At 58.3% G+C, this 18,238-nt stretch carries 15 protein-coding genes, 1 tRNA gene, 1 other RNA gene and 1 pseudogene; 8 read left to right on the top strand and 10 right to left on the bottom strand.

Annotation, left to right across the window (positions count from 1 at the left end; translation table 11 throughout):
- Positions 1 to 14: 14 nt before the first annotated feature.
- Positions 15 to 938, top strand: a pseudogene (locus PFH44_RS16510) (ATP-binding cassette domain-containing protein); the annotation flags it as partial.
- Positions 939 to 1,038: 100 nt separating this feature from the next.
- On the opposite strand, the gene cspE reads toward PFH44_RS16510, so the two are convergent.
- The 3 genes from cspE to PFH44_RS16495 form a co-directional block, all read right to left on the bottom strand.
- Positions 1,039 to 1,251 carry a transcription antiterminator/RNA stability regulator CspE gene (cspE, locus tag PFH44_RS16505; protein ID WP_004868803.1) on the bottom strand — a complete coding sequence of 71 codons (213 nt, stop codon included), beginning with the start codon at positions 1,249 to 1,251 and terminating at the stop codon, positions 1,039 to 1,041.
- A 261-nt stretch (positions 1,252 to 1,512) separates the two neighbouring features.
- On the bottom strand, positions 1,513 to 1,803 hold the full coding sequence (locus PFH44_RS16500; RefSeq protein WP_045853902.1) for an HTH-type transcriptional regulator: 291 nt from the start codon (positions 1,801 to 1,803) through the stop codon (positions 1,513 to 1,515).
- Between the two features lie 244 nt (positions 1,804 to 2,047).
- Positions 2,048 to 3,406: an MFS transporter gene (locus PFH44_RS16495; RefSeq protein WP_045853903.1), complete on the bottom strand. Its 1,359-nt coding sequence runs from the start codon at positions 3,404 to 3,406 to the stop codon at positions 2,048 to 2,050.
- Between the two features lie 439 nt (positions 3,407 to 3,845).
- Here PFH44_RS16495 and PFH44_RS16490 point away from each other — a divergent pair, with 439 nt between their 5' ends.
- Positions 3,846 to 4,556 carry a DUF3053 domain-containing protein gene (locus tag PFH44_RS16490; protein ID WP_041143154.1) on the top strand — a complete coding sequence of 237 codons (711 nt, stop codon included), beginning with the start codon at positions 3,846 to 3,848 and terminating at the stop codon, positions 4,554 to 4,556.
- A gap of 98 nt (positions 4,557 to 4,654) precedes the next feature.
- On the opposite strand, the gene ghrB is transcribed toward PFH44_RS16490, so the two are convergent.
- The 5 genes from ghrB to PFH44_RS16465 form a co-directional block, all read right to left on the bottom strand.
- Positions 4,655 to 5,626, bottom strand: a complete 972-nt coding sequence (ghrB, locus tag PFH44_RS16485; protein ID WP_283825560.1) for a glyoxylate/hydroxypyruvate reductase GhrB — start codon at positions 5,624 to 5,626, stop codon at positions 4,655 to 4,657.
- A 24-nt stretch (positions 5,627 to 5,650) separates the two neighbouring features.
- The gene (locus PFH44_RS16480) at positions 5,651 to 6,931 is read right to left on the bottom strand and encodes an MFS transporter (RefSeq protein ID WP_283825559.1); all 1,281 of its coding nucleotides are present in this window, start codon (positions 6,929 to 6,931) and stop codon (positions 5,651 to 5,653) included.
- A 99-nt stretch (positions 6,932 to 7,030) separates the two neighbouring features.
- Positions 7,031 to 7,969, bottom strand: coding sequence for a sugar kinase (locus PFH44_RS16475; RefSeq protein WP_045853907.1), 939 nt, complete (start codon positions 7,967 to 7,969; stop codon positions 7,031 to 7,033).
- Positions 7,970 to 7,972: 3 nt separating this feature from the next.
- Positions 7,973 to 8,722, bottom strand: coding sequence for a sugar phosphate isomerase/epimerase family protein (locus tag PFH44_RS16470; protein WP_045853908.1), 750 nt, complete (start codon positions 8,720 to 8,722; stop codon positions 7,973 to 7,975).
- A gap of 110 nt (positions 8,723 to 8,832) precedes the next feature.
- Positions 8,833 to 9,849: a LacI family DNA-binding transcriptional regulator gene (locus tag PFH44_RS16465; protein ID WP_041143149.1), complete on the bottom strand. Its 1,017-nt coding sequence runs from the start codon at positions 9,847 to 9,849 to the stop codon at positions 8,833 to 8,835.
- Between the two features lie 284 nt (positions 9,850 to 10,133).
- Between PFH44_RS16465 and PFH44_RS16460 the strand changes: the two genes are divergently transcribed.
- Positions 10,134 to 12,464 (top strand): molybdopterin guanine dinucleotide-containing S/N-oxide reductase, encoded by a 2,331-nt coding sequence (locus tag PFH44_RS16460; protein WP_283825558.1) that lies wholly within the window; start codon positions 10,134 to 10,136, stop codon positions 12,462 to 12,464.
- On the opposite strand, the gene PFH44_RS16455 is transcribed toward PFH44_RS16460, so the two are convergent.
- Both PFH44_RS16455 and tag read right to left on the bottom strand, forming a co-directional pair.
- Positions 12,427 to 12,873 (bottom strand): N-acetyltransferase, encoded by a 447-nt coding sequence (locus PFH44_RS16455; RefSeq protein WP_045853910.1) that lies wholly within the window; start codon positions 12,871 to 12,873, stop codon positions 12,427 to 12,429. The genes PFH44_RS16460 and PFH44_RS16455 overlap by 38 nt on opposite strands.
- A complete protein-coding gene (gene tag, locus PFH44_RS16450; RefSeq protein ID WP_045853911.1) occupies positions 12,851 to 13,432 on the bottom strand; it encodes a DNA-3-methyladenine glycosylase I in 582 nt (193 codons plus the stop codon). Before tag ends, PFH44_RS16455 begins: the two co-directional genes overlap by 23 nt.
- A 158-nt stretch (positions 13,433 to 13,590) precedes the next feature.
- Between tag and PFH44_RS16445 the strand changes: the two genes are divergently transcribed.
- The 5 genes from PFH44_RS16445 (at position 13,591) to PFH44_RS16425 (ending at position 18,043) form a co-directional block, all read left to right on the top strand.
- Positions 13,591 to 14,232: an autotransporter outer membrane beta-barrel domain-containing protein gene (locus PFH44_RS16445; protein WP_283825557.1), complete on the top strand. Its 642-nt coding sequence runs from the start codon at positions 13,591 to 13,593 to the stop codon at positions 14,230 to 14,232.
- 354 nt (positions 14,233 to 14,586) lie between these two features.
- Positions 14,587 to 15,789, top strand: coding sequence for an L-lactate MFS transporter (locus PFH44_RS16440; protein WP_283825556.1), 1,203 nt, complete (start codon positions 14,587 to 14,589; stop codon positions 15,787 to 15,789).
- A gap of 228 nt (positions 15,790 to 16,017) precedes the next feature.
- The gene (gene eptB / locus PFH44_RS16435) at positions 16,018 to 17,718 is read left to right on the top strand and encodes a kdo(2)-lipid A phosphoethanolamine 7''-transferase (protein ID WP_045853914.1); all 1,701 of its coding nucleotides are present in this window, start codon (positions 16,018 to 16,020) and stop codon (positions 17,716 to 17,718) included.
- An 81-nt stretch (positions 17,719 to 17,799) separates the two neighbouring features.
- Positions 17,800 to 17,876 (top strand) — tRNA-Pro (locus tag PFH44_RS16430).
- Positions 17,877 to 17,909: 33 nt separating this feature from the next.
- A non-coding RNA gene (locus PFH44_RS16425) (RtT sRNA) lies at positions 17,910 to 18,043 on the top strand.
- Positions 18,044 to 18,238 lie beyond the last annotated feature (195 nt).

Raw genomic sequence — 18,238 nt, 5'->3', positions numbered from 1 at the left:
CCGGCTAACGGCCGCAGCGGGATGCCGAACAGCAGGCCGCACGTGCCGCGCTGGAGCATGCCGCGACCGAACGCCGCCGCACCCGGGCGCGAATGCAAAAAGAGCATGATGCCAGCCAGCGGCGATCTGCGCAGACGCTGCGGGTTGTCGATACGCTGAATATTGCCTCGTTTGAACGCGTGAAGTACAAAGGCGCGGCGAAGGAGCGCCCCGGAACGCTCCAGCGGCAGCATCGGGAGCAAAATAGCGCGCTTAATACCGCCGTCGCCCAGGCGCACGAGCGGGTAGAAGATGAGGCATCGGTGATGTTCACTCTGCCGGGAAGTCAGATCGCCGCCGGTAAACAGGTCCTGGTGCTGGAGGATCTACGCCTGGCGCACTCGGCGGCAGCGCCGCTGAGCTGGCGTCTTGATGGGCCAATGCGCGTAGCGCTGCGCGGACCTAACGGCTGTGGAAAAACCACGCTACTGAAAACGCTGGTCGGTCTCGAACAGCCGGTTTCCGGAGAGTGCCGACTGTCGGTTCATGCGGCGTGGCTGGATCAGCACCTGACGCAGCTGGACCTGTCGCTATCGGTTTTAACGCACCTTAATCTTGACGATACGCCGCTGGAGGAGGGCGTGCTGCGCAGCCGGCTTGCCCAGCTGCAGCTGAGGGCGGATAAAATCAATCTGCCGCTGGCGGCCCTGAGCGGCGGGGAACGGCTGAAGGCGGCGCTGGCCTGCGTACTGTGGCGGCGGGACGCCACTCAGCTTCTGCTGCTCGACGAGCCGACTAACCACCTGGATTTAGCCTCTGCCCAGGCCATTGAAGCGGCGCTGGCGGGATTCCCCGGCGCGATGCTGGTGGTGTCGCATGACGAGGCGTTCCTGCAGGGGCTGAAGCTTACCCACGCTTTAGCGTGGCGAGACGGCGGCTGGCAGCTTGAGCCGTATTAAAACGAAAAAAACCGCCATGCGAGGTGGCGGTTTCCTGATATTCAGATAAAAAAAATCCCCGCCGCGAGGCAGGGATCTTGAATTCTGAGCTTATTTAAGCTTACAGGCTGGTAACGTTGCCAGCTGCCGGGCCTTTAGCGCCGCTTTCGATGGTGAAGGAAACTTTCTGACCTTCATCCAGAGATTTGTAGCCATCGTTCATGATAGCGGAGAAGTGTACGAACACATCTTTAGAACCGTCATCAGGAGTAATGAAGCCGAAACCTTTATCAGCGTTGAACCATTTTACGATACCAGTCATTTTACCGGACATAGCGAAATACCTTTAAATAATAAATGAACCTTTCGGCGATACGGTCTGGACTACAGATTTGAAGCTATAAAGGGAAAGTTCACTACCGGGGTATCTAGGATAACCGCTCAAGGACTACTCTATACTAATGCTCTGTGGTCTGTACATCAAACCTGCGAGCATTAACTCATTTTTGAGATGCGATAGCAAACGTTTTTTTTATAGAAATTAAAACGGTCCCAAACCAGGACCGTAATCAGTGTCCAATAACATTATAGAACTTCACTCGAGAATCTGCCTTGAAAGCTTTGGGCTTGCCTGGATCAGACGCATTAACTTGAGCTCGGTCGAAGAGGGTTTGATGCGTCTTGACTCCCACTCCTGAACCATCGATACGCTGACGCCCATGGCATCGGCGAAATCGTCAATTTTCAGCCCGGTCCCTTTACGGAGCCGGTCGAATTCGCTGAAAGCGGTTGGCTTGTGGGCTGGGGCGGTCGTTCGGGGCAGATCTTTGAAAACAATTTGTTCCAGGCTGCTCAGTAATTCGAATATTGGATCTTTATATTCCATTGATAACTCCTTCCTGTCGCACAGTAAAGGGTAGGGTTTGTCGCTGCTTATTAAGAATAGTCAGAAAAAAGCGTCAGGAACGGTAACGGGGGTGATTATATGCCAGCAGGCTTTCGTTTACCGCCGGATAGCCCAGCGGAGACGAGGGGTAAGCCGATGATTAATCATCATACGCGCGGCTTTGGAAAATATTTGTAAACGCCAGAGAAAAACCGAGGCCAGCGGCTTCCCGCTGGCCTTGCGGTCAGGCTTTCTGCAGATTTTCAGCATCGGCCTGCGCCGGGGCAGGCTGACGCAGGCTCATTTTGTATTTAACCAGCAGGGCGAGGGCGGATAAAAACGCCGGGATCGCCAGTAGGCTGAAGATAGTCGTGAAAGAGAGCTGCGCCTGCATCAGGAATACGCCGCTGAAGGCGCCGAGAATGCCGCCAAAGCGCCCGATCCCCAGCATCCATGCGACTCCGGTGGCGCGGCCCTGAGTGGGATAAAACCCGGCCGCCAGCGCCGGCATAGAAGACTGCGCGCCGTTCATAATGCTGCCGGCGATAAATACCATCACCCCCATCAGCACCAGGCTGCCGGTGGAGAAGCCCACGAGACAGACGAAAATACCGGTCAGCAGCCAGCCGACGGCGACGACCTTATTGGGGTTGATCCTATCCATCAGCGCGCCGAGGAGCAGCACGCCAATACCGCCGCCCAGCGGGAACAGCGCGGTGATAATCGACGCCTGGCTCATGGTGGCGCCGGTTTCACGAATCAGCAGCGGCAGCCAGCTGGTCAGCAGATAGAAGATCAGCAGGCCCATAAAGTAGGTCAGGCACAGCATCAGGGTACCGACGATATAGCGTGGGGAGAAAATAACCGCCAGAGCCGATTTCTCTTTGACCTGGCCGGCCTCACGGAGCTCAAACTCCACCCCTTCCGGCAGCGGCGCAATGCGCCGGAGGATTGCCGCAATACGCTGTGCGGGCTGACGCTTAACGACCATGTAGCGCGCCGATTCCGGCAGCAGGAAGATCAGCGCCACGGCGAGCAGCAGAGGCATCACGCCGCCCAGTACCAGCACGCTTTGCCAGCCGTAATGCGGGATCATCCAGGCCGAAAGAAAACCGCCCAGCGACGATCCCATCGGGAACCCAACGAACATCAGATTGACCATTAAGGCCCGACGGCGCTCCGGCGCGTATTCGCTCATCAGCGTCGCGGCGTTCGGCATCGCGGCCCCCAGTCCCAGCCCGGTGAGAAAACGCAGCAGCGTCAGCTGGTTCAGGCTGGTAGCAAAAGCGGTAAGCAGGCTAAAGCTGCCAAACACCGCGATCGACATCAGCAGGACCTTCTTGCGGCCAATGCGGTCGGCCAGCGGCCCCGCGGTCAAGGCGCCCACCGCCAGGCCGACCAGCGCAGCGCTCATTACCGGGCCCAATGCCGATTTTTCTACGCCCCACTCCTGCACGAGGTCTGAGGCGATGAAACCGATTATCGCGGTATCGAAACCGTCCATAGCAACGGTGATAAAACATAAGGCCAGAATCATCCACTGGTACTTCGTGAACGGATGTTCATTGATAAAAGCCTGAATATCGATGGTTGTCTTATTCATACGGCATTCCTGGCAGGCAGAGCGGGGGACGAAAACGGCTGTTCACGCCTCCCTCGCTGTCGTTAATCGTATTTGTGCGATAATCGAACGCAATGCCGTTAATCGCTCATTAATCAAAACACTGAACCCGACAGCAGGCAACGCGCTCCGGCCAGGAAGCGTGCGATTATCGTTCTTTTCGAGGGTTTAAACGCCATGGTGGAAATTTAAGTTTAATTAAATCAATATCTTGAATCTTATTTTTGGATTTGTTGTTATGGCGGTAATTGTGATGTGCTTAACAGACGGTAGCGGTTGTCGATAAAACGCCGCCAGCGGGCTATTTCCTGCGGAAGATTGTCAGGAAAGTGTATCCTGCGAGGCTGACCTGGACTATCCTTGTCAGCGTCTGGCACGTGTGTGTCTGTTTGCGCTTTTTTTGGCTGAAAGGAGTAAAAAAATGGCGACAGGAAAGTCCTGCTCTCGCTGGTTTGCGGCTGTTGCGGCCTTATTAATGGTGGTTAGCCTGAGTGGGTGTTTTGATAAAGAAGGCGATCAGCGCAAAGCGTTCATCGACTTCCTGCAAAATACGGCTATGCGGAGCGGCGAACGTCTGCCGACGCTGACCGCCGATCAGAAAAAACAGTTCGGACCTTTTGTGTCCGATTACGCGGTGATTTACGGCTATTCGCAGCAGGTAAGTCAGGCGATGGATGCGGGTCTGCGCCCGGTGGTAGATAGCGTGAACGCGATTCGCGTCCCGCAGGACTATATCACCCAGCGTGAACCGCTGCGTCAGGCAAACGGCGCGCTCGGCGTACTGAGCCAGCAGCTGGAAAATGCCAAAATGCAGGCCGACGGTGCGCATAGCGCGCTGAAGCAGGGTGACGATCTCAAGCCGGTCTTTGACCAGGTTTACAACAAAGTGGTTACCGGCCCGGCAAATGCCCTGCAGCCGCTGATCCCTGCGGCGCAGGTCTTTACTCAGCAGCTGGTGCAGGTGGGTGATTTTGTTGCCCAGCAAAATACCCAGGTGAGCTTCGTGGCAAACGGGATCCAGTTCCCGACCTCGCAGCAGGCCAGCCAGTACAACGCATTGATTGGCCCGCTGGCGGCTCAGCACCAGGCGTTCAATCAGGCGTGGACGGCAGCCGTTAACGCGACGCGCTAGCCGCTGACCGAGCCCGGTGAAGGCGCTTATCGCGCCATCATCCGGGTTTCTTCCCGGCTGACGCGACGCTCAGCCGGGTGAGAATGTCCCTTTCCTGCCTATTTTACCTGCGGGTTCACGCAGTTCTTATCGACGTTGCCCTGCAGCGCATCAATCAGATTATCCACCGCACAGGCCGCCATGTTGTAGCGCGTTTCATGGGTGGCGGAACCAATATGCGGCAGCGCGACAACGTTAGGCATGCTGAGCAGCGGGGAGTTCTGCGCCAGCGGCTCCTGCTCAAACACGTCGAGACCGGCGGCATGGATTTCGCCATTCTGCAATGCGGCAACCAGCGCTTTCTCATCGACGACCGGACCGCGTCCGGCGTTAATAAAGATGGCGGATGGCTTCATTTTGGCGAACTTCTCCGCATTGAACAGATGATGAGTCTCAGCGGTCAGCGGCAGGATCAGGCAGACAAAATCGGCTTCTGCAAGCAGCGTATCGAGATCGCAGTAGCGGGCGTTGAAGCGCTCTTCCGCCTGCGGATGCTGGCTGCGCGCGTTATAGAGGATCGGCATTCCGAAGCCGGCGTGCGCGCGCTGGGCCAGCGCCATGCCGATGCGCCCCATCCCAACGATACCCAGCGTTTTGTGGTGCACATCGCTGCCGAACCAGTCCGGCCCGATGCTTTTGGTCCACTCACCCGCCTTCACGCGATTGGCCACTTCCACCACCCGGCGTGAGGCGCTGAGTACCAGCGCCATCACCGTGTCGGCAACGGTTTCGGTCAGCACGGTGGGCGTATGCATCAGCAGGACCCTGCGCGCATTCAGCGCCGCAACGTCGAAGTTGTCGTAGCCTACGGAGACCGTTGAGGCCGCACGAAGGTTGGGCATTTTCTCCAGTAACGCGGTATCAACTTTTTCGCTGGAGCCCAGCAGGCCTTCGGCCTGGGCAAACGCCTCGGCGTGCTGCGCGATGGTTTCGGCGCTCAGGTTTTTCACCCGGGTGACGGCAAAGTGTTTTTCCAGACGTTGCTGCAGGTCGTCGGGAAGCGTTTTATAGAGAATAACGGACGGCTTCATGCGGATCTCCGTAGTATTAGGATGTCAGGCGTGACGAGCGCCAAGCGGAAGTTTTTGATTATTAGCAGGCTTAACAATTAAAGTAAGCCATACCGCGACGAAAAGCGCCACTCCCATGAAAATGTACGAGGCGGACGGGCTGCCGGTCGAACCGTTCAGGTAGCCCACGAACCACGAGCCAAAGAAGGAGCCCAGCGCGCCCATGCTGTTAATCAGCGCCATCGCGCCGCCCGCTACGTTGCGCGGCAGCATCTCCGGGATGATGGCGAAGAAGGGGCCATAGGGGGCGTACATCGCCGCGCCGGCAATCACCAGCAGGATATAAGACGCCCAGAAGTGGTTTGCGCCGACCGCCCAGGAGCCGATAAAGGCCAGCCCGCCAATCAGCAGCAGCGGCCAGACGAACAGCTTACGGTTTTGCATTTTGTCCGAGGCCCAGGAGACGACGATCATCGCAATCGTTGCCGCCAGGTAAGGCACCGCGGAGAGCCAGCCAACCTCGACCATGCCCATGTTTTCGCCGCCGCTGCGGATAATGGACGGCAGCCACAGCACGAAGCCGTACACCCCGATACTCCAGGCAAAATACTGCATGCACAGCAGCACGACGTTACGTGAGCGGAAGGCCTCGCCGTAGTTACGCACGGCTTTGATACCCTGCTGCTCGCGTTCCAGCTGCTCCTGCAGCGCGGCTTTTTCGCTCCCGGAGAGCCAGTTCACCTGCGACGGCTTATCTTTTACCAGCACCCACCAGCAGAAGGCCCAGAGCACCGCCGGCACGCCTTCAATAATGAACATCTCGCGCCAGCCAAAGGACTGAATCAGGTAGCCGGACACCACCGACATCCACAGTACCGTGACCGGATTACCGAGGATTAAAAAGGTATTGGCACGCGAGCGTTCGGATTTAGTAAACCAGTTGCTGATGTAAATCAGCATCGCGGGCATCACCGCGGCTTCGACGACGCCGAGAATAAAGCGGATAGCGGCCAGGGCCGGAATATTGTGCACCATGCCGGTCAGCGAAGCGCAGGCGCCCCACAGGATCAGGCAGATAAAAATAAGTTTTCGCACGCTGCGGCGTTCAGCATAGATTGCCCCAGGGATCTGGAAGAAGAAGTAGCCGAGGAAGAAGAGGGCGCCCAGCAGCGATGAGACCCCTTTAGTGATCCCCAAATCTTCGGTAATGCCCGCCGCGGAGGCGAAGCTGAAGTTGGCACGGTCGAGATACGCCAGGCTATACGTGATAAACACGATAGGCATGATGTACCACCAGCGTTTTGTTGCATTGGTTAAGCTGTTCATAGGCTTGCCTCTGTATGTGAGGTAACACTCACCGATAGAAGGTGTCTTATGCCGCGCTGTATGTAGGGTACAGAGTGGCGACCATCGTTGCATTAAACGTTATTCGCCCAGCGCGTCGCGCGTCGGTAATCCTTCGCTGTCGCCCTGAACCTGAATCGCCAGCGAGCCGATTTTGTTCCCGCGCCGTACCGCCCGATCCAGGGTTTTGCCTTCCAGCAGGGCGCTAATGACCCCGACGGCAAAGCCATCGCCCGCGCCGACGGTATCTACGACGTTATCGACCTTAACTGCCGCGACGGCACCCTGCTCGCCCGCGGCGGTTTTATACCAGGCGCCGTCGGAGCCGGTTTTGATAATCACGGCGCGCACGCCGCGGTTGAGATAGAAGTCCGCGATAGCCTCCGGCGTTTGCTGACCCGTCAGGATTGTCCCCTCCTTCAGGCCGGGTAAAACCCAGTCGGCCTGGAACGCGAGATGGTTGAGCTTCTCCACCATTTCGCCTTCGCTTTTCCACAGCACCGGGCGCAGGTTGGGGTCGAAGGAGATGGTTTTTCCCTGAGCCTTCATCGCGCCGGCGGCACGATCCAGCAGCGCATACGAACTCTCCGACAGCGCGGCGGCCACGCCGCTCAGGTGAAGATGGCGGGCGCTGGCGAAGTAATCAGGGTGGAAATCATCCGGCGACAGGTGGCTGGCCGCCGAGCCTTTGCGGAAATATTCCACAATGGGATCGGTTCCATTTTCGACTTTAGATTTCATCTGGAAGCCGGTTGCGTAGCGCGGGTCCTGGGTTACGCCGCGGGCGTCAATCCCTTCTTTTGCCAGCGAATTAAGAACAAAGCGACCGAAGCTATCCTCGCCGACGCGGCTGACCCAGCCGACCTTCAGCCCCAGGCGAGCCAGGCCGGTGGCGACGTTCAGCTCTGCGCCGGCGACGCGCTTGATAAAGCGTTCAACCTCCGCGAGATCCCCGGTTTGGGTCGCCACAAACATAGCCATCGCTTCGCCGATGGTAATGACATCCAGGTTGTTTTCCATGGCTTAATCCTCGCGTAACAGATTGACATAGCGGCGGGTAACGGCCGTCAGGTCATGGCCGACCAGCGGAAATTCGATACCGCGCGGGGCATCGGCGGGCAGGTTATCCAGCAGCGCCAGCCAGCGCGGAGCGGCCTCATCGGGCGGAACGGCGCGGAACTGCTCGCGATGCGGCTGGGCCGCCTTAACGTGAATATAGCTGACGGCAGGCGCGAGATGGCGGGCGGCCTCTTCCGGCGAATCGCCGACCCACAGCCAGTTGCCCATATCAAAGGTCAGCGTCACCGGCAGGTTATTGACCCGGCAGATGGCTTTAAACCGCTGCATTGGCGCCAGCTGGCCGCAATCGGTCTGGTCATTTTCCACCACCAGCGCCATCCCGCTCTCCTGCAGCGTGCTGCGCAGGGTCTCCAGCTGATGGTTATGGATGAAGTGGCCGAGGGAGAGTTTTAACCATAAGGCGTTGAGGGTTTGCGCCTCCTGCAGCAGCGCCGCGAGGTTTGGGTTAAGCGACCCGTCGGCGGCGAACAGGGCTTCCGGCGCGGAGTAGCAGACCAGCAGGCCGTGGCTTTCAATCTCCGCGGCGAGGGCCGGCAGCCGGGTCAGCTCGCCGGGGCTGAATAACTCGCGGCGGATCTCCACGCCGTCGGCGCCGGAACCGGCAATGAACGGCAGTACGGCGGACTGCCCGCCAAGCTCTCTAACGCGATCGTTGCCATAAGCGGCGGTCACGACAATGATTTTTCTGGCCATCTGACAAACTCCCGGTAGTTCTGTAGCGAATCTCTCTATTACGCTAGATGGGACCGGTTCCAAAGGGAAGGGGAGGATGTCTAATTTATGATCGTCATCACGAAGGAGAGCTAACGGGAGGTCGATCCGCGGACGATCAGCTCCCCGGAAAATACCCGCTCACAGATCGGCTCATGGCTGCCTTCGATGCGGCGTACCACCTGCTCAACGGCGGCGTAGCCTATTTGCCACGTCGGCTGTTTGAGGGTGGTGATGCCGACGCCCGCGAGCTCCGCCCACTCCAGCTCGTCAAACCCGAGCAGGCCGATATCACTTCCCCAAATCAGGTCAACTCGCTTCAGCGCGCGCGCGACCTGCAGCGTCAGGGCGCCGTTGGCGGAGATGACCGCTTTGCGCATCCCGCGATGGCCGGAGTGAAACTGGCGCAGCACGCTGTCCAGCATCGCGCCGTCGTTGAGCGGGACTTCGGCATTTTCCGCGACGATCCCGGCGTGGCGCTGAAGGGTGGTGCGAAAGGCGCTCAGCCGCTCGCGTCGCGTGTTGACGGAGCCCAGCGGCTCGCTCAGAAACAGCAGCGCCTCGAAGCCTTTTTCCACCAGATGCTCGGTGGCGGTGGTGGCGGCCTGGGTGTTATCCAGCCCGACCACGTCGCAGGCAAAATCGGGAATTTTTCGGTCGATTAGCACCATCGGCAGCGCCGACTGCTGCAGCCGATTGAGCCCCTCTTCGCGCATGCCGACGGCGTTGACCACGATCCCCTCAACCTGATAGCTGCGCAGCAGGTCGAGATAATGCAGCTCCTGGTCCAGTTCGTTGTTGGTGTTACAGACCAGCAGGGTAAACCCTTTTTCGCGGCAGGCGGCCTCGATGCCGCTCAGCACGTTAACCGAGTAGGGGTTGGTAATATCGGCGATGATCAGGCCAATTAGGCGGGTGCGGCCGTGCTTAAGGCCGCGGGCCATCAGGCTGGGGCGATAGTTCAGTTCGGCAATCGCCTTTTCAATGCGCGCCAGCAGGTCATCGGAAAGCAGATGCTTTTCGCCGTTGAGGTAGCGTGAAATGCTGGTTTTACCGGTCTTTGCGGCTTTTGCCACATCGCTAATGGTTGCTCGCGCCGCTTTCGCCATGATGGCTTCCTTTGCTGAAATCTGGAGAACACCTTAGCGCGAAAATTCGCTATATCAAGCATTTTGCCCGGTAAGCGCGTCTTCGCGCAGCGGGATAAGGGGGATTTCAACGCGACGATTATTTCCTTAATCCATTTTATTCTTTGTCTCCGGGCGCCAGACGGTTGATTATGACGCCCGGATGCGGAGAAAATTCCCCGGATAACGTCTCTATTTGTAAGTCACCTTGAACGGCCGAATAACAGGCCGTCACAACACCTGCATTCGCTGACCAGGAGCTCGCTTTGCCAACCTCATCTGCAACTGAAACCATCCTCACCGCGGCCCATTGGGGACCGATGCTGGTTGAAACCGACGGTGAAAATGTCCTCTCCTCCCGCGGCGCGCTGGAAACCCCCTTCGCAAACTCTCTGCAAACCGCCGTGCGGGACCAGGTTCATAGCAAGACCCGCGTGCGCTACCCGATGGTGCGAAAAGGCTTTCTGGCCTCGCCGGATAGCCCGCAGGGCGTACGCGGACAGGATGAGTTTGTCCGGGTGAGCTGGGAGCAGGCGCTGGATCTTATTCATGCCCAGCATCAGCGGATCCGCGAGAGCTACGGCCCGACGTCGATCTTTGCCGGCTCCTACGGCTGGCGCTCAAACGGCGTACTGCATAAAGCGGCGACGCTGCTGCAGCGCTATATGAGCCTGGCCGGCGGCTATACCGGCCACCTCGGGGATTACTCCACCGGCGCGGCGCAGGCGATCATGCCGTACGTAGTGGGCGGAAATGAGGTGTATCAGCAGCAAACCAGCTGGCCAATGGTGCTGGAACATAGCGACGTGGTGGTGCTGTGGAGCGCTAATCCGCTGAATACGCTGAAGATTGCCTGGAATGCCTCCGATGAGCAGGGAGTGGCGTGGTTCGATCGGCTGCGCAAGAGCGGCAAACGGGTGATCTGCATCGATCCTATGCGATCGGAAACCGTTGATTTCTTTGGCGAGGATATCGACTGGGTGGCCCCGCATATGGGAACGGACGTGGCGATGATGCTCGGGATCGCCTCGACTCTGGTCGAAAACGGCTGGCAGGATGATGCGTTTCTGGCGCGCTATACCAGCGGCTATGAGATTTTCGCCCGCTACCTGACCGGCGAAAGCGACGGCGTGGCGAAAACCGCCGAGTGGGCCGCAGAGATTTGCGGCGTAAGTGCGGCTAAAATCCGCGAACTGGCGAAACTGTTCCACGAAAATACGACCATGCTGATGTCCGGCTGGGGCATGCAGCGTCAGCAGTTCGGCGAGCAAAAGCACTGGATGCTGGTCACCCTGGCCGCGATGCTGGGACAAATTGGCACCCAGGGCGGCGGCTTTGGCCTCTCCTACCATTTTGCTAACGGCGGCAATCCGACCCGCCGGGCGGCGGTGCTGGCCTCCATGCAGGGCTGCGTGGCGGACGGCATTGAGGCGGTGGAAAAAATTCCGGTGGCGCGCATTGTCGAAGCGCTGGAAAACCCCGGCGCGCCCTATCAGCACAACGGCATGGACCGATGCTTCCCGGATATTCGCTTTATCTGGTGGGCGGGCGGCGCCAACTTTACCCATCATCAGGATACCAACCGCCTGATCCGCGCCTGGCAGAAGCCGGAGCTTATCGTTATTTCGGAGTGCTTCTGGACCGCCGCGGCCCGCCACGCGGATATCGTCCTGCCGGCAACGACCTCGTTTGAGCGCAACGATATGACCATGACCGGCGATTACAGCAACCAGCATCTGGTGCCGATGAAGCGCGTGGTTGCGCCGCGCGACGAGGCCAGGGATGACTTTGAGGTGTTTGCCGATCTCAGCGAGCGCTGGGAAGAGGGCGGGCGGGCGCGCTTTACCGAGGGGAAAAGCGATATCCAGTGGCTGGAAAGCTTCTACCGCACCGCGGCCCAGCGCGGCGCGAGCCAGCAGATTACGCTGCCGCCGTTCGAGCAGTTCTGGCAGGATAATCAGCTGATTGAGATGCCGGAAAACCCCGACAACGCCCGCTTCGCCCGCTTTGCCGCCTTCCGCGCCGATCCGCAGGCTAATCCGCTGAAAACGGCGAGCGGAAAAATTGAGATCCACTCGCCGACGATTGCCGGTTTTGCCTATCCCGACTGCCCGCCGCACCCGATGTGGCTGGCGCCGGACGAATGGCACGGCAACGCGCAGTCGGGCCAGCTGCAGGTGCTCTCCGCCCATCCGGCCCATCGCCTGCACAGCCAGCTGAATCACACGGCCCTGCGCGAGCAGTACGCGGTTGCCGGCCGCGAGCCGTTAACCATTCACCCGCTGGATGCCGAGGCGCGGCAGATTGCCGACGGCGATCTGGTGCGGGTATGGAATTCGCGCGGCCAGGTTCTCGCCGGCGCGGTGGTGACGGAGGGGATCCGCCCCGGGGTTATCTGCCTGCACGAGGGCGCCTGGCCTGATATCGACCCGCAGGCGGGGATCTGTAAAAATGGCGCGGTGAACGTGTTGACCAAAGATATTCCGACTTCGCGCCTCGGTAACGGCTGCGCCGGCAACACGGCGCTGGCGTGGCTGGAGAAATACGCCGGCCCGGCGCTTACGTTAACGGCGTTTGATCCACCGGCCAACGCATAATCCACGTCGGCTGCAGGGTATCGTCCTGCCATGCGCAGTCTTCTATCCGGAAGCCCTGCGCATGGTAGAAATTCACCGCCTGTAGGTTTTTTTGGTACACCTCGAGGCTCAGCCAGGCATAGTGCCGCTTGACCTCGTCCACCAGCGCGCGGCCGATCCCCCGGCGCAGCGCCGTCGGGGCGACGAAAAGCGCGCCGACAAAGCGTGACTCCAGCACGCTGATAAAGCCTTTTATCTCACCGTCCTCCTCCCACACCCAGGTACTGGCGGCGGGAAGGTAAACGTCGCGCACGACCGCGACGCTTTCATGCCAGTAGGCCTCTTTGATAAACGGATGCGCGTGAATCGTGCTTTCCAGCCATAGCGCGAGCAGCGGGCCGATCTCTTTAGTTTCCCACTTGCGGATCATCCGCACCTCCGGGGTAACAGAAGCAGCCCGTGACGTGATCGTTCACCAGCCCGCAGGCCTGCATAAAGGAGTAGCAGATAGTCGAACCGACAAACTTGAAGCCGAGTTTTTTCAGCGCCTTCGACAGCGCGTCGGAGGCGGGGGTTGTCGTTGGGATTTCCGCCAGCGTAGCGGCGTGCGATATCTGCGGGTGGTTATCGACAAAGGACCAGACAAAATCGCTGAAGGAGTCGCCCTTTTCTTCCAGCGCCAGAAAGGCCCGCGCGTTGCCGATAATGGCCTGAATTTTTCCGCGATGGCGAATAATACCGGCGTCCAGCAGCAGACGCTCGACGTCGGCCTCGTCCATCGCGGCGACGCGAACCGGGTCGAACTGGTGAAACGCCCGGCGATAGTTCTCACGTTTTTTTAGCACCGTAATCCATGAAAGCCCTGCCTGCTGGCCCTCGAGGCAGATCATTTCGAACAGCTTCCCGGCGTCTCTTTGCTCTACGCCCCATTCGCTATCGTGATACTGAATATAGAGAGGGTCCTGGCTAACCCATCCGCAACGCTGCATGTCTTTCTCCCTTAGCAATAAAACTTACGCGTTCACCTTGACGGCTGAAAGATAAAGATAATAGTTAATACAGGGATACCACTCCCAAATACAGGGGTATCAGATCCCATAAAAAACACAGCAATACTTCCGGTTTGGCTCTTTATGGAGTCGCTTTAATGATAATAAAGAAATGCAATGGCTTGTGGGGATACTTCCTCCCGGCGTGCGTATCCGTGTGGGTATCGTGCGTCAGTGGGGTGAACGCCTGGCAACAGGAATATATCGCTATCGATACAAAAAGTAATACACCCGAACGCTATACGTGGGATAGCGATCACCAACCGCGCTATGAGGACATTCTGGCTGAGCGCATCAATTCAACCGGCGAGGCCGCCGGATTCGCCCTTAACCAGGCGCTGGCGCCGCCGGATACCGTCCACGGCATGAGCGTGGGCTGGAACTTTACCTTAGCCAACGGCGTGACTTCAGGGCCGGTGGCAAGCCTGCGCAGCGATCTACAGCCGCCTCCCGTTCGCCGCACGGCGGAAAGCAGCTACGTGAATACGCTCGGCTGGCGCTTGGATTATCAGCAGCTGTGGGGTATTCATCCCTGGGCGCAGGTGAGCTATAACCAGGCGCTTTCTTCAGAGCTGCCCTGGCCAACCCGTACCCAGGACGGCGGCTGGCGGGATGTCACCTTCGGGGCGGATATGTCGCTCAATTCGCACCTCGCGGCATGGGCGGCGCTCTCGCAGGCGGATAACCTGCCGACCGGGGCAAACTATCAGTACCTGATGGGGGTCAGCGCCAATTTTTAGTCCCTCTTTCCTGACGGTTTCCGGCGATCTGCGCGCCCGCCGCTGGCATAAGATCGCCGGGCGCGCCGCTCGGATACGCTGTGGCTATTTTGCTTCTGTAATGTGAATTATGTCGTCCATATGTAGCATGTTTGGCACCACTTTTTAACGTTGCGATCACAGAACTGGCGCGGCGTGGTGAGATAGCAGGCACTAACTTATTCCCTGCCGTCGAGCGCGCGCCCGTTGCGCCATGTCATTCATTCCGGCATTTATGCATTTCATTCCCTGCTGACGGCATTTCATGCCTTTTCTCCCCTGGGCTTCTGGGGACTTCGCTATTGTGGCGGCAGTTAATCTTTCAGGACATCTGCCATGAACGCTACCACTACTCAATATACCCGCTGGCTCACGCTGTTCGGCACGATCGTGACGCAGTTCGCGCTGGGATCGGTTTATACCTGGAGTTTGTTCAATAGTTCTCTTTCCGCCAAGCTGGACGAGCCGGTAAGCCAGGTGGCGTTCTCCTTTGGCCTGCTGAGCCTTGGCCTGGCGCTGTCTTCCTCCGTCGCCGGTAAGCTGCAGGAACGCTTTGGCGTAAAACGCGTGACGATGGCGTCCGGCGTGCTGCTCGGGCTCGGCTTTTTCCTCACCGCCCACGCCAACAGCCTGATGATGCTGTGGCTGAGCGCCGGTCTGCTGGTGGGCCTGGCCGACGGCGCCGGCTATCTGCTGACGCTCTCCAACTGCGTGAAGTGGTTCCCCGAGCGTAAAGGGCTGATTTCCGCCTTCTCCATCGGCGCCTACGGCCTCGGCAGCCTCGGGTTTAAATTTATTGATAGCCATCTGCTGGCCACCGTCGGGCTGGAGAAGACCTTTATCATCTGGGGCGCGATTGTGCTGGTGATGATTGTTTTTGGCGCCACGCTGATGAAAGATGCGCCGAACCACACCGCCACTACCCGCAATGGAGTGGTGGAGAATGACTTCACGCTGGCGCAGTCGATGCGTAAACCGCAGTACTGGATGCTCGCGGTGATGTTCCTGACCGCCTGCATGAGCGGCCTGTACGTTATCGGCGTGGCGAAGGATATTGCGCAGGGGATGGTGCACCTGGACGTGGCGACGGCGGCGAATGCGGTGACCATTATCTCTATCGCTAACCTGAGCGGACGCCTGGTGCTAGGGATCCTGTCGGATAAAATTTCCCGCATCCGCGTTATCACTATCGGTCAGGTTGTTTCGCTGGTCGGCATGGCGGCGCTGCTGTTCGCCCCGCTGAATGCGGTGACCTTCTTTGCCGCGATTGCCTGCGTGGCCTTTAACTTCGGCGGTACGATCACCGTGTTCCCGTCCCTGATCAGCGAATTCTTCGGCCTGAACAATCTGGCGAAAAACTACGGAGTGATTTATCTGGGCTTCGGTATCGGCAGCATCTGCGGGTCGCTGATTGCGTCCCTGTTCGGCGGATTCTACGTCACCTTCTGCGTGATCTTCGCGCTGCTGATTCTTTCGCTGGCGCTTTCCACTACGATCCGCCAGCCAAAAAACGAAGTTTATCGCGCTGCACACGCCTGACGGCGACGGGCCATCAATTCACTAAGCTAATAATGCCAATCCGACCAGATATTTTGTAAATATTTGGTTGGATCACATTCCCTCCTGATACTTTTCCCTTCCTCTGTGGTCTACTTACCGCGCTTTGTAGAGGTTTCTCATAACCAACCTTAACGCACTCTATTAACCTGCTTGCTTATATCGCGTAAGTGAGGGGGTTGTATCTCATCTTTTTCCAGGTTTTCTTGCATGAAATATATTAGAACGATGACGCAGCAGACGCTCAGTATATGGCTGGCGCTGTACATCGGCTGGTTTATGAACGTTGCCGTTTTTATCCGTCGCTTCGACGGTTATGCTCAGGAATTTACCTTCTGGAAAGGACTTTCCGGGCTTGTGGAACTGGTTGCGACCGTGCTGGTGACCTTCTTCCTGCTGCGTATTCTGTCGCTGACGGGACGGCGGTTATGGCGAATATTAGCCACGCTGGTGGTGCTGGTCTCCGCCGCCGCCAGCTACTATATGACCTTCCTCAACGTGGTTATTGGCTACGGTATTATTGCCTCGGTGATGACCACGGATATCGATCTTTCCCAGGAAGTGATCGGCTGGCATTTGATTCTTTGGCTGGTGCTGGTTAGCGCGCCGCCGCTGCTGTTTATCTGGAATAACCGCTGCCGGGACACTCTGCTGCGGCAGATCCGCACGCCGGGCCAGCGGGTGAAGAATATTGCCATTGTGCTGCTGGCCGGGCTGATGGTCTGGGGACCGATTCGTCTGCTTGAGGTTCGCCAGAAGAACGTTGAGCGAAATTCAGAAGTGGATATGCCGAGCTACGGCGGGGTGATTGCTAACTCTTATCTGCCCTCGAACTGGCTCTCCTCGCTGGGGCTGTACGCCTGGGCGCAGGTCGATGAGTCCTCCGATAACGGCTCCCTGATTAACCCGGCGAAGAAATTCACCTACGTTGCGCCGCAGGGGCTGGATGATACTTACGTGGTGTTTATCATCGGCGAGACGACCCGCTGGGATCACATGGGGATTCTGGGCTACAGCCGCAACACCACGCCGAAGCTGGCCGAGGAGAAAAATCTCGTGGCCTTCCGCGGCTACTCCTGCGATACCGCGACCAAGCTCTCGTTGCGCTGCATGTTCGTTCGCGAAGGCGGGGCGGAAGATAACCCCCAGCGCACGCTGAAAGAGCAAAACGTGTTTTCCGTTCTGCACCAGCTGGGCTTCACCGGCGATCTCTACGCCATGCAGAGCGAGATGTGGTTCTACAGCAATACGATGGCGAACACCATTGCCTATCGCGAGCAGATTGGCGCCGAGCCGCGTAACCGCGGTAAGAGCGTTGATGACATGCTGCTTATCGATGAGGTGAAGCGCTCGATGGTGAAGAACACCCGCGGCAAGCACCTGATTATTCTGCATACCAAGGGTTCGCACTTTAACTATACCCAGCGCTACCCGCGCAGCTTCGCCCAGTGGAAGCCGGAGTGCGTTGGCGTGGACAGCAAATGTTCGAAAGCAGAGCTGATTAACTCCTACGATAACAGCGTGAGCTATGTCGACCACTTTATTGTTAGCGTGCTGGATCAGCTGCGCGATAAGAAAGCGATTGTCTTCTATGCCGCCGATCACGGTGAGTCGATCAACGAGCACGAGCACCTGCACGGGACGCCGCGCAAGATGGCGCCGCCGGAGCAGTTCCGCGTGCCGATGATGGTGTGGATGTCGGATAAGTATCTGGAGGCGCCCGACCATGCGGCTTCTTTTGCCCGGCTCAAGCAGCAGGCGGCGATGAAGGTTCCGCGTCGTCACGTTGAGCTGTACGATACCATTATGGGCTGTCTCGGCTACACCTCGCCGGACGGCGGGATTAATGAGAATAACAACTGGTGCCGTGTGCCCGGTGCGAGCAAAGCCGTGCAGGAGCCGCAAGAGTGATGAGTTTCTCGCCGCTTGAGTGATTTTTTCATAATAAGGCATTGACGGGTGTGGGTCTCAGCAGTAAGATGCGCCCGCATTCGGTGATTGGCGCAGCCTGGTAGCGCACTTCGTTCGGGACGAAGGGGTCGGAGGTTCGAATCCTCTATCACCGACCAAATTGAAAAGCCCGCTCTTAGAGCGGGCTTTTTTACGTCCGTGGCCCGATGAGGATGAGAACCTCCGGGGGCAGAGGTTCGACTCGAGCGCAGCGAGAGAACGTTGCTTTAGCAACGGCCCGCAGGGCGAGCCACGCAGTGGCGAAGTCATCCTCTATCACCGACCAAATTTAAAAGCCCGCTCTTAGAGCGGGCTTTTTTGCGTCCGTGGCTGATGCGGATGTTTGTCAGTCAGGAGGCGTTCCGTTCACCGGACGTCTGGCAGAACATGCGGCCTCGCTGCCTGGTGACCGGGTTAAGGGGAAGATAACCGTCTTCCCCTTAACAATCCCCGCGGTCCCGCACGGAAATCGGTGCTGCGC

It is taken from the genome of Klebsiella sp. Ech2A, assembly GCF_030078455.1.
Taxonomy (GTDB): Bacteria; Pseudomonadota; Gammaproteobacteria; order Enterobacterales; family Enterobacteriaceae; genus Klebsiella; species Klebsiella terrigena.
The sequence above is the reverse complement of the archived record's forward strand: the minus strand, read 5'-3'. Positions and strand labels throughout refer to the sequence as shown.

Coding starts and splice junctions, on each gene's coding strand:
- PFH44_RS16495 (WP_045853903.1), bottom strand. CDS start 3,406: ATGAATAAGACAACCATCGATATTCAGGCTTTTATCAATGAACATCCG.
- PFH44_RS16465 (WP_041143149.1), bottom strand. CDS start 9,849: ATGGCGAAAGCGGCGCGAGCAACCATTAGCGATGTGGCAAAAGCCGCA.
- PFH44_RS16500 (WP_045853902.1), bottom strand. CDS start 1,803: ATGGAATATAAAGATCCAATATTCGAATTACTGAGCAGCCTGGAACAA.
- PFH44_RS16455 (WP_045853910.1), bottom strand. CDS start 12,873: ATGATCCGCAAGTGGGAAACTAAAGAGATCGGCCCGCTGCTCGCGCTA.
- eptB (WP_045853914.1), top strand. CDS start 16,018: ATGAAATATATTAGAACGATGACGCAGCAGACGCTCAGTATATGGCTG.
- PFH44_RS16490 (WP_041143154.1), top strand. CDS start 3,846: ATGGCGACAGGAAAGTCCTGCTCTCGCTGGTTTGCGGCTGTTGCGGCC.
- PFH44_RS16440 (WP_283825556.1), top strand. CDS start 14,587: ATGAACGCTACCACTACTCAATATACCCGCTGGCTCACGCTGTTCGGC.
- tag (WP_045853911.1), bottom strand. CDS start 13,432: ATGCAGCGTTGCGGATGGGTTAGCCAGGACCCTCTCTATATTCAGTAT.
- PFH44_RS16445 (WP_283825557.1), top strand. CDS start 13,591: ATGATAATAAAGAAATGCAATGGCTTGTGGGGATACTTCCTCCCGGCG.
- ghrB (WP_283825560.1), bottom strand. CDS start 5,626: ATGAAGCCGTCCGTTATTCTCTATAAAACGCTTCCCGACGACCTGCAG.
- PFH44_RS16470 (WP_045853908.1), bottom strand. CDS start 8,722: ATGGCCAGAAAAATCATTGTCGTGACCGCCGCTTATGGCAACGATCGC.
- PFH44_RS16475 (WP_045853907.1), bottom strand. CDS start 7,969: ATGGAAAACAACCTGGATGTCATTACCATCGGCGAAGCGATGGCTATG.
- cspE (WP_004868803.1), bottom strand. CDS start 1,251: ATGTCCGGTAAAATGACTGGTATCGTAAAATGGTTCAACGCTGATAAA.
- PFH44_RS16480 (WP_283825559.1), bottom strand. CDS start 6,931: ATGAACAGCTTAACCAATGCAACAAAACGCTGGTGGTACATCATGCCT.